Raw genomic sequence first — 9,461 nt, 5'->3', positions numbered from 1 at the left:
ATCCTCCTGCGCCACACCATCAACGCCCGACACCATATCCGCAGCAAGTGCCATTCCATCCCTCCACAATGAAGCCGGTGCAGACCGCTGGCGCACGGCGATTTTTGTTGTGGTTCGTGTGGCAGGCTTTTGCCGTCATACAAAACGAATACGAATTCCTTCGCTCTTGTCGGGACTTTATCGATGGGGATGGCCGCACCGTCGGACCGAGGTCGGGCGGCCAGCTAGCTACGGCGGAGCGTGGCCAACAGAATGCAAGCGATTGCGCACAGCGCGGCGAGCAGCACGAACAGCGCCTCGAAGCCGAACAGCGGGACCAGTGCCAGTGTAAGCCAGGGCATGATCAACGATGGCACGGTGTTGGTCAGGTTGAACAAGCCGAGATCCCTTCCGCGCGTTCGCGGCTTGGGCAGCACGCGTAGCGTCTGGCTCGAATGGAGCGCGAGGAACACGCTGGTCGAGAGGCCGAAGACGACATAGCCCGCAATAGCGCCGGGCAATGCATCGGAAAGCGCCATGATCGCGAGGCCTACGCTTCCTATCCCCGCGCCGAGCACCAATGGAAATATGGGATGCTCGGTACGGTCCGACCATCGCCCGACCACTATCGCGAGCGGCACCGAGACGCCAAGGACCACGCTGAATACTTTGGCCGTATCATGGTCGGTCACGGTGTCGTCGATGCCGGTGAACCAGAACAGCAGGAAGGCAAAAAGCGAAGCTTCGGCAATCTGCACGAGCAGGCGTGCAAGCCACATCCGGACAACGGTCGACCGCGGGCAAGAGACCGAGGAGGGCGCGACGCTGGACTGGTCCATCAGTTGCGGCATGGGATGGGGGCGGGCAAACAGAAGTGCCGGGCCGACCATAAGCGCGACGAGCGCAGCAACAAGCACCAGGCGCGTTTCCTGCCCGGCCAGCCCCGGCAAAGTGATTAACGCGCCTGCAAGCGCTCCCAAAGCCGGGGAAATCGCCAGCAAGCCGCCGAGAACGCCTTTCTGATGATCGGGCACGCAATCACCCGCCCAGGCGGCCAGCGGAGCCAGCATCATGTTCAGCGCGAACTGCCAGGCGACGATCATGATCACGAGTACCGGGACAGTTTCCGCAAGTCGCATGGAAACAAGCAGCATGCTCGATAGCACAAGCCCGCCCAATATCCAGGGACGGCGGGTTCCTGTGCGGTCGCTGGCCCATCCGAAAGCGATATTGGCGATGCTTGCCGCGATCGCTCCGGCAAAGGCGGTGTAGGCGAGCGATTGTATTTCCCTGCCTGCGGCAAGCTCGCTCATCCTCAGCGGGAGGAGTATTGTGAGAAAGGGGACATAGGCGACGGCGCCGCCCGCCGCGGCGAGCGCGTAGAGCAACAGGAAACGACCGGGCTGCGCCTCGCGGGCGGTATCAGGCATCGAGCGCGAGGATCGGATATGAGCGCCAGCCGCTTATCCGCCGAGCGGAGATCGAGCGGACGTAATCGAGCTTGTTTACGCTGGTCTGAACCGTCCCCGTGTTCGCCGGGTAGAAACCCGGTTCGTCGCAAAAAGCGCGGCTGACCGTTTGCCGGCATATGCCCGCATCGGCTGCAACATGCGTGATGGTGACTGACTGGCGCCGCCGACCCATAAGTGTCATTACCCCTTTTCCGTTCGCTAGTACGACATTGCCTGTCTTGGAAGGCCAGTTTTAGCAGCCGCTGCCGCTATGGCCCCCGATACTGCGCGACCTGCGCGTAATGGCCTGGCAGACCAGCCGCGCGGCATTGCCTGTCCCTAAAGATCGAAAAAATGCACCGGTGTGGCAAAGGTGTTGCAAGTTTTGCGTGAGGCCGGGTGGCGCGCCGACCGGCGCCACCGGTCTACTGTTGCCGAAATGGCGGGGCGGCATTAGCTGGACGGCAATGTTCGATCCTCAGTCCTTTCGCGATGCCCTGGGCAGTTTTGTCACCGGGGTCACGATCGTGACTGCGCGAGATGCGGAAGGGCGCCCCTTCGGGCTGACGGCGAACAGTTTCAATTCGGTCAGTCTCGATCCACCTATGGTGCTCTGGAGCCTTTCGCTTCAATCGGGCACTCTTCCGGTGTTTCGCGATGCGAGGAACTGGGCGGTGCACGTGCTGGCGGCGGATCAGCAATCCATGTCCGATCGGTTTGCAAGACCGGGCGAAGACAAGTTCGCCGGACTGGAAGTCGATGACGGCCCCGAAGGTGCGCCGCTGATCGAAGGCTATGCCGCACGCTTCGGTTGCCGCGCGCGCTTCGAATATGAGGGCGGCGATCATGCCATTTTCCTCGGCGAAGTGGTCGATTTCGATCGGCGCGAAGCCGAACCGCTGATCTATCATGGCGGCAGTTACGGCCGTGTCATGCGCCGGACGACCGGCGAGAATCTCGAGCGCGAAGGCTTGGCCGAACGCGTGGGTGAGGGCCTTTCCCTTACGGCAAGCGGCGCCGAACTGCTTGCAGCTTTGAAAGCTTTGGCGAAGCGCTAGACTCATCGCTTAGACGCCGATACCGGTTGCGAAAAGCAACTAGGGAAGAGGCAGGCAATGAAGACCCGTATCACCGAACTGTTCGGCATCGAGCATCCTATCATCCAGGGCGGCATGCATTATGTCGGTTTTGCGGAAATGGCGGCGGCGGTGTCCAATGCGGGCGGCCTCGGCATTATCACCGGCCTGACCCTCGGCACGCCAGAGAAACTCGCCGACGAGATCGCCAAATGCCGGGATATGACCGACAAGCCCTTCGGCGTGAACCTGACCTTTCTGCCTGTCGTCAATTCGCCCGACTATCCGGGCCTCGTGCGGGTCATTATCGAGGGCGGCGTCAAGGTGGTCGAGACTGCCGGAAATAACCCGCAGCAGGTTCTTCCCTATCTCAAGGATGCCGGGATCAGGGTGATCCACAAGTGCACCAGTGTGCGTCACAGCCTCAAGGCACAATCGATCGGCTGTGACGCGGTGAGCGTCGACGGCTTCGAGTGCGGCGGCCATCCGGGCGAAGACGATATTCCGAACATGATCCTGCTGCCGCGCGCGGCGGACGAACTCGAGATTCCTTTCGTTGCCAGCGGGGGCATGGCCGATGCCCGCAGTCTCGTCGCCAGCCTCGCCATGGGTGCCGACGGCATGAATATGGGCACACGCTTCATCGCCACCAAGGAAGCGCCGGTGCACGAGAACGTGAAAAAGGCGATCGTCGCGGCGAGCGAACTGGATACGCGGCTCGTCATGCGCCCGCTACGCAATACCGAGCGTGTCATGACCAACGAAGCAGTCGAGCGGTTGCTGGAGAAGGAACGCAAGCTGGGCGCGGACCTCAAGTTCGAGGACATCATCGAGGAAGTCGCGGGCGTCTATCCGCGGATCATGAAAGAGGGCGAGATGGATGCAGGCGCATGGTCCTGCGGCATGGTGGCCGGCCTGATCAACGATATCCCGACCTGCCAGGAATTGATCGACGGCATCATGGCCGAAGCCGACGCGCTGATCCGCCAGCGGCTGACCGGTTTCATCGACGCCTGAACGGAAGGACGGACATGCTCGATACCAGCCAGCGCTTTGCCTATAACGAAGATCACGAGGCTTTCCGCGATACCGTGCGCAAGGTCTTTGCCGATCATATGACGCCCTATCTCGACCAGCACGAGGAGGACGGCATCGTCCCGCGCTCCGCCTGGAAGGCGCTGGGCGAGGCGGGCATGCTGTGCCCGACCGTCAAGGAAGAGAATGGCGGGCTCGGGCTCGATTTCGGTTTCAACTGCGTACTGTGCGAGGAACTGTCCTATCTTGGCAGTTCGGCCGGTTTCACGCTGCAGAACGACATCACCGCGAACTACATCGAACGGCTCGGCACCGACGAGCAGCGTGCCAAGTACTTGCCCGGTATGGTCTCCGGCGACGTCATCTCGGCCATCGCCATGACCGAACCGGGCGCTGGCAGCGACCTCCAGGGGATTCGCACAACCGCGATAAAGGATGGCAATCATCTCGTGGTCAACGGGTCGAAGACCTACATCACCAACGGCCAGAACGCCGATGTCATCATCGTCGTCGTCAAGACCGATCCCAGCCAGGGCGCGAAGGGCACCACGCTGGTGCTGGTCGATGCCGATACGGCAGGTTTCGAGCGCGGACGCAATCTCGACAAGATCGGCCAGCATTCCGCCGATACGTCAGAGCTGTTCTTCAACGACGTGCGTGTGCCGATGACCAATATCCTCGGCGGTGAAGGCCGCGGCTTCGTCCACCTTATGGAGGAACTGCCGCAGGAACGTCTCGGCATTGCGGTGGGCGCGCAGGCGGCAGCGCAACGCGCCTTCGATGAGGCGGTCAAGTTCACCAAGGACCGCAAGGCTTTCGGCAAGACCGTGTTCGAATTCCAGAACACCAAGTTCGTCCTCGCCGACCTGAAGGCCAAGCTGCAGGTTGGCTGGGCCCATCTCGACTGGGCGATCAGGAAGCACCTTGCCGGGGAGCTGACCACGGACGAGGCAAGCGCGGCCAAGCTGTGGCATACCGACCTGCAATGGGAGGCGTGCGATGCCGCGCTGCAACTGCATGGCGGGGCGGGCTACATGAACGAATACGCCATAGCCCGTTTGTGGCGCGATGCCCGCGTAACCCGCATTTTCGGCGGCACCAACGAAATCATGAAGGAAGTGATCAGCCGGTCGATCTGAGGAGGACTTGCCGATGGCCCATCCACTCGATTTCTCGGGCAAAACCGTACTCGTGGTCGGCGGGACGAGCGGGATCGGCAATGGAATTGCGCATGGCTTTCGCGAAAGCGGCGCGAGCGTTCACGTAACCGGAACCCGCGCATCGGCTGATGACTACAGTGCGGAAGACGGGAGCGACCTTGCCGAACTCGTCTTCCATAGCGTCGACGTTTCGCAGTCCGGGGCATTCGAGACGCTCGATCTGCCCGACCTGCTCGATGTCGTCGTGCTGTGCCAGGGGACTGTTCGATACCGCCGCGAGGAGTTCGAGCGCGAGGGCTGGGACGCGGTGATGGAGGTCAACCTCAATTCGCTGATGGAGTGTTCGCGCGCCGTACGGCCGAAACTGGCGAAGCGGGGCGGAGCTTTGATTATCGTCAGCTCGGTTGGCGCCTACCACGCCATGATCGGCAACCCGGCCTATGCTGCGAGCAAGGCTGGCGCAGTGAGCCTCGTCGGCAGTCTCGCACAGGCATGGGCGGGCGAGGGCATCCGCGTCAACGGCATCGCTCCGGGCCTCGTCCCGACCAAGCTGACCAAGGTGACGACGGGGAACGAGCAGCGCGCCGCTGGCGCCATCGCCCGCATCCCTGTGGGCCGCATGGGCACACCGGCCGATATGGCGAGCGCGGCACTGTTCCTTGCCTCGCCGCTCGCCGATTATGTCGTCGGCCAGACCATTCGCGTCGATGGCGGCATGACGCTCTCCTGACCGATGTCTTTCCTACATCCGCGCAGTCTGCAAGAGAGGGCAAGACGTCGAATGAAGGCAGGCGGGGGGCGCCCGATGCCCGGGTGTCACCCGACCGAGTTTCGAGAAAGCGATACGATAATAGTAAGTTAGACGAAAAACGAGCGGTTGACACACTGTCGCCTTTGTCACCCGCCAAATGCCCGAACCGCGGCAGCGATAGAAGGACAGATCCATGGAATACGTCAATCTCGGCCCCAGTGGGCTCAAGGTATCGCGCCTCTGCCTCGGCTGCATGAGCTATGGCGATACCAGCCGCGGCTGGCACGGGGACTGGGTGCTCGATCAGGACCGGTCGCGCCCCTTCATCTGCGAGGCGCTGGAAGCGGGGATCAACTTCTTCGACACGGCGAACATGTATTCGCTCGGCACGTCGGAGGAAGTTATCGGCAAGCTGCTGCCCGAATTCGCGAAGCGCGACGAGATCGTGTTGGCGACCAAGGCCTTCATGCCCTGGCGGCAGGCGCCCAATACCGGCGGCCTATCGCGCAAGAGCCTGATGCAGGCGATCGACGATAGCCTGACGCGGCTCGACATGGATTATGTCGACCTCTTCCAGATCCATCGCTGGGATGCGGAGACGCCGATCGAGGAAACGATGGAGGCGCTGCACGACATCGTGAAGGCGGGCAAGGCGCGCTATATCGGCGCATCTTCCATGTGGGCGTGGCAATTTGCCAAGGCGCAGGAGGTGGCGAAGGCGCATGGTTGGACGCGCTTTATCTCGATGCAGAACCACGTCAATCTGCTCTACCGCGAGGAAGAGCGCGAGATGCTGCCGCTCTGCGAAGATCAGGGGGCGGGCGTGATCCCGTGGAGCCCTCTGGCGCGCGGTAAACTCGCCCGCGCTTGGGACGAAAGCACGGTGCGCAGCGAGACCGACGGTTTCGGCAAGCTGCTCTATCGCCAGCAGGAAGAGGCCGATCGCGCGATCGTCGAAGCGGTCGGTGCCATCGCGGGCGAACGCGGTGTTTCGCGCGCGACGGTGGCACTCGCCTGGCATTTCGCCAAGGGCGTGACCGCGCCGATCATCGGCGCCACCAAGGACGGGCATATTGCCGCAGCGGTCGCGGCCATGACCCTCGGCCTGACAGAACAGGAAGTCGCACGGCTGGAAGACCCCTATGTGCCGAAAAGTCCCGTCGGTATCGAAACGACCGTGCCTCAAAACTGGACACTTTCGGTCGCCGACGACTGAGAACGGCTTCGTCCGGGGCGAAGTGTTACAATCGCGTCGTCCGGGTCACAATCCAGTCACATGACTGCGGCATCGCTGCCTTCATCAGGGTGGGATGAAAACCGTGCGCACGATCAATATCTTCCTTACCGATCCGATTGCCGGCGAACTGCCCGATTTCGAGAACGGCGATATCCGCTATGCTTTCGCCCGGCTCTATCCGGAAGGTCCGAAGCGGCTGGTCGAAGGGCCGGTTTGCGCCTTCGTTGACTGGGTTATGGAAGACCTTTCGGGGCTCGAAATGTGCCGCCGCCTGCGCTCCGATCCGCGCATGGAAGAAGCGCATGTCACCATCGTGCTCGAAGATGACGATGCCGAAGACAAGCGCCGGGCATTGCGGGCCGGGGCGGACGATTATCTGGTCGGGCCCATCGACCGCACGATCGTCCTCGATCGGGTGATGGCGCTGCAAAGCGGATCCGGCCAGCCGCGGATCAACGAGCGGTTGGAACTGGGTGCCTTGCTGGTCGATCTGGCGGCACTGCAGGCGCGTTGGGCCGGGCAGCCGCTCGATCTCAGGCCGAACGAGTTCCGCCTGCTGCATTTCCTCGCTCAGAACCCGGATCGCGTCCTGTCGCGCGGAGACCTGATCGCGGCACTCGGCAAGCAGGAACCGCCAATCGACGAGCGAACCGTAGACGTCTGGGTCGGACGCTTGCGACGCGCACTGCGAGCGGTCGGCGCAGGCGAACGTGTGCGCACGGTGCGTTCGCTCGGCTACGTCTACGACAGCTACGACTGAGCGGAAACGAAGGCGCAGGCGGTCAGGGTTTTGCGTCTGCGGCGCGATTGAGCACCGAGACAAGCGTGCGGACCTGATCGCGAAGAGCAGCGGTAGTCGCCTCATCGAGATCCAGGTTTTGGACAAGCCTTGCTGGTACCTGCTCGGCCTGCTGGCGCATTTCACGGCCGTAATCGGTCAGACCAACCATCACCCGCCGCTCATCTTCGGGGTCGCGGGTTCGATCGAGCAGTCCGGCCCCTTCCATCCGTTTGAGCAACGGCGTCAGCGTGCCACTGTCCAGATGGAGCATATCGCCAAGCGATCCAACGGTTTGCGGTGAATTCTTCCATAGAACCAGCATCACCAGATATTGGGGGTAAGTCAGCCCCAACTCCGCCAGTATCGGCCGATAGTGGCGGTTGAGCAGGTTGGATGCCGCATAAAGGGGGAAGCAGACCTGCCGATCCAGATCGAGGGGATCTTCGTCGTTCGGCAGGTCCATCGCTTCTATCCTCAGTTTACGGACACGGTAATATCGACGTCGATATTACCCTTTATCGCGTTGGAATAGGGGCACACGGCATGCGCTTGCGCCACGATATCTTCCGCGCTGGTCTGGTCCAGCCCGGAAATTGTCACATCCAACGCAACGGAGAGGACAAAACCACCTGTCTGATTGGGCTGGATACCGACCGTCCCGACGACGAGGATATCGTCGTCCTTTACCTTGGCGGAAGCATTGCGGCTCACATGGATCACGGCATTCTCGAAGCAAGCGGCATAACCGGCCGCGAACAACTGCTCGGGGTTTGTCGCATTTCCTGCGCCGCCCAGTTCCTTGGGCAACGCGAGGTCGAGACTCAGAAGGCCGTCGTCGCTCTTGATTGTTCCGGCACGTCCACCGACGGCGGTGACACTGGTGGTGTAGAGGGCAGTCATGCAGTTTCTCCTTTTTAAGTTGCACGCCATTATATTGTACACAATATAAAAAGTGCAAGGCTTTTGCCTTTCGTTGCTCGCCAAGGCCCCGCGATTTCTCCGGGATTGCCGTTAATCCGCCCCAATGCGAACGTTCGCACTCATTGGTGGCTTCCAAAAGGAAGACCTCTATACCGTCCGTATGGTCTTGCGGATTCTTGCCGTTCTGGGGGCGACACTGCTTGCTCCGCCCGCGTTTGCGGAACACGCACCGCAAAAGTCCGCCGCAGTCGAGCAACCGCAGCTCTCTCCCACATTTTACGATGTCGAAATTGTCGCTCGCTATCCGCACGATCGCGGCGCATTCACCCAAGGTCTGTTGTGGCACGATGGCTCACTTTACGAGAGCACCGGAAGGATCGGAGCATCGACCATCCGAAAGGTTGATCTGGCCAGCGGCGAAGTCATTGCGGACCGCAACATTCCGGCGGATCAATTCGGTGAAGGATTGGCACTTTGGAATGACGAGCTTGTCAGCCTGACCTGGATGGATGGCGAGGTCCATCGCTGGCGCCTGGAGGACCTGAGCCCAATCCGCAGCGACGACGGCTATCCCTACGAAGGGTGGGGCCTGACCAATTTCGAGGATGCGCTGGTTGCCTCCGACGGCAGTGACAAGCTGCGATTCCTGGATCCGCAGGATTATGGCGTTCGGCGCACCATTTCCGTCACCATCGATGGCCGTCCGGTTTCGCGACTTAACGAACTGGAACTCGTCGATGGCGTGATCCTCGCCAATGTGTGGATGACCGGCTTCGTTGTTGGCATCGATCCGGATACCGGGATCGTGCGGAAGGTAATCGACCTCCGGCAGCTCGAAGGCGCGGATACGGTCGATGGCAATGCCGTGCTGAACGGCATTGCGTGGGATTCGGAAGATCGGCGGCTGTTCGTGACCGGCAAGCTCTGGCCCTGGCTCTACGAAATCAGGCTGGTCGAGCGGAAAGCCGAGCGATAGCGAAAACTTGTGTGGCCTGGTCTGAGCCCGAAGTTTCTACCATTTACGAGTAGAGCCTTGGGCCGTTTTGATGCCCGTGCTTGGGCGTGATGGC

At 61.5% G+C, this 9,461-nt stretch carries 11 protein-coding genes; 7 read left to right on the top strand and 4 right to left on the bottom strand.

Going from position 1 to position 9,461, the window contains the following annotated elements; genetic code table 11:
* Positions 1-224: 224 nt before the first annotated feature.
* On the bottom strand, positions 225-1,409 hold the full coding sequence (locus tag K3174_RS16685; RefSeq protein WP_221560574.1) for an MFS transporter: 1,185 nt from the start codon (positions 1,407-1,409) through the stop codon (positions 225-227).
* The gene (locus K3174_RS16680) at positions 1,402-1,632 is read right to left on the bottom strand and encodes a hypothetical protein (protein WP_221560573.1); all 231 of its coding nucleotides are present in this window, start codon (positions 1,630-1,632) and stop codon (positions 1,402-1,404) included. The genes K3174_RS16685 and K3174_RS16680 overlap by 8 nt, the downstream gene beginning before the upstream one ends.
* Positions 1,633-1,897: 265 nt before the next feature.
* Between K3174_RS16680 and K3174_RS16675 the strand changes: the two genes are divergently transcribed.
* The 6 genes from K3174_RS16675 (at position 1,898) to K3174_RS16650 (ending at position 7,449) form a co-directional block, all read left to right on the top strand.
* The gene (locus tag K3174_RS16675; RefSeq protein ID WP_221560572.1) at positions 1,898-2,488 is read left to right on the top strand and encodes a flavin reductase family protein; all 591 of its coding nucleotides are present in this window, start codon (positions 1,898-1,900) and stop codon (positions 2,486-2,488) included.
* A 57-nt stretch (positions 2,489-2,545) separates the two neighbouring features.
* The gene (locus K3174_RS16670; RefSeq protein WP_221560571.1) at positions 2,546-3,523 is read left to right on the top strand and encodes an NAD(P)H-dependent flavin oxidoreductase; all 978 of its coding nucleotides are present in this window, start codon (positions 2,546-2,548) and stop codon (positions 3,521-3,523) included.
* Between the two features lie 14 nt (positions 3,524-3,537).
* A complete protein-coding gene (locus K3174_RS16665; RefSeq protein ID WP_221560570.1) occupies positions 3,538-4,680 on the top strand; it encodes an acyl-CoA dehydrogenase family protein in 1,143 nt (380 codons plus the stop codon).
* 13 nt (positions 4,681-4,693) lie between these two features.
* On the top strand, positions 4,694-5,431 hold the full coding sequence (locus K3174_RS16660; protein ID WP_221560569.1) for an SDR family NAD(P)-dependent oxidoreductase: 738 nt from the start codon (positions 4,694-4,696) through the stop codon (positions 5,429-5,431).
* 214 nt (positions 5,432-5,645) lie between these two features.
* Positions 5,646-6,668, top strand: coding sequence for an aldo/keto reductase (locus K3174_RS16655; RefSeq protein WP_221560568.1), 1,023 nt, complete (start codon positions 5,646-5,648; stop codon positions 6,666-6,668).
* A gap of 103 nt (positions 6,669-6,771) precedes the next feature.
* On the top strand, positions 6,772-7,449 hold the full coding sequence (locus tag K3174_RS16650) for a response regulator transcription factor (protein WP_221560576.1): 678 nt from the start codon (positions 6,772-6,774) through the stop codon (positions 7,447-7,449).
* Positions 7,450-7,471: 22 nt separating this feature from the next.
* Here the strand turns inward: K3174_RS16650 and K3174_RS16645 are convergent, their stop codons facing one another.
* On the bottom strand, positions 7,472-7,933 hold the full coding sequence (locus K3174_RS16645) for a MarR family winged helix-turn-helix transcriptional regulator (RefSeq protein ID WP_221560567.1): 462 nt from the start codon (positions 7,931-7,933) through the stop codon (positions 7,472-7,474).
* 11 nt (positions 7,934-7,944) lie between these two features.
* On the bottom strand, positions 7,945-8,370 hold the full coding sequence (locus K3174_RS16640) for an organic hydroperoxide resistance protein (RefSeq protein ID WP_221560566.1): 426 nt from the start codon (positions 8,368-8,370) through the stop codon (positions 7,945-7,947).
* A 124-nt stretch (positions 8,371-8,494) separates the two neighbouring features.
* Here K3174_RS16640 and K3174_RS16635 point away from each other — a divergent pair, with 124 nt between their 5' ends.
* Positions 8,495-9,367 carry a glutaminyl-peptide cyclotransferase gene (locus K3174_RS16635; protein WP_247712266.1) on the top strand — a complete coding sequence of 291 codons (873 nt, stop codon included), beginning with the start codon at positions 8,495-8,497 and terminating at the stop codon, positions 9,365-9,367.
* Positions 9,368-9,461 lie beyond the last annotated feature (94 nt).

Origin of the sequence: Qipengyuania qiaonensis (genome assembly GCF_019711515.1) — a bacterium.
Classification (GTDB): Bacteria; Pseudomonadota; Alphaproteobacteria; order Sphingomonadales; family Sphingomonadaceae; genus Qipengyuania; species Qipengyuania qiaonensis.
The sequence above is the reverse complement of the archived record's forward strand: the minus strand, read 5'-3'. Positions and strand labels throughout refer to the sequence as shown.

Excerpts from the sequence above, each read along its gene's own strand:
- K3174_RS16685 (WP_221560574.1), bottom strand. The coding sequence starts at position 1,409 with ATGCCTGATACCGCCCGCGAGGCGCAGCCCGGTCGTTTCCTGTTGCTC.
- K3174_RS16680 (WP_221560573.1), bottom strand. The coding sequence starts at position 1,632 with ATGACACTTATGGGTCGGCGGCGCCAGTCAGTCACCATCACGCATGTT.
- K3174_RS16675 (WP_221560572.1), top strand. The coding sequence starts at position 1,898 with ATGTTCGATCCTCAGTCCTTTCGCGATGCCCTGGGCAGTTTTGTCACC.
- K3174_RS16670 (WP_221560571.1), top strand. The coding sequence starts at position 2,546 with ATGAAGACCCGTATCACCGAACTGTTCGGCATCGAGCATCCTATCATC.
- K3174_RS16665 (WP_221560570.1), top strand. The coding sequence starts at position 3,538 with ATGCTCGATACCAGCCAGCGCTTTGCCTATAACGAAGATCACGAGGCT.
- K3174_RS16660 (WP_221560569.1), top strand. The coding sequence starts at position 4,694 with ATGGCCCATCCACTCGATTTCTCGGGCAAAACCGTACTCGTGGTCGGC.
- K3174_RS16655 (WP_221560568.1), top strand. The coding sequence starts at position 5,646 with ATGGAATACGTCAATCTCGGCCCCAGTGGGCTCAAGGTATCGCGCCTC.
- K3174_RS16645 (WP_221560567.1), bottom strand. The coding sequence starts at position 7,933 with ATGGACCTGCCGAACGACGAAGATCCCCTCGATCTGGATCGGCAGGTC.
- K3174_RS16640 (WP_221560566.1), bottom strand. The coding sequence starts at position 8,370 with ATGACTGCCCTCTACACCACCAGTGTCACCGCCGTCGGTGGACGTGCC.
- K3174_RS16635 (WP_247712266.1), top strand. The coding sequence starts at position 8,495 with ATGCGAACGTTCGCACTCATTGGTGGCTTCCAAAAGGAAGACCTCTAT.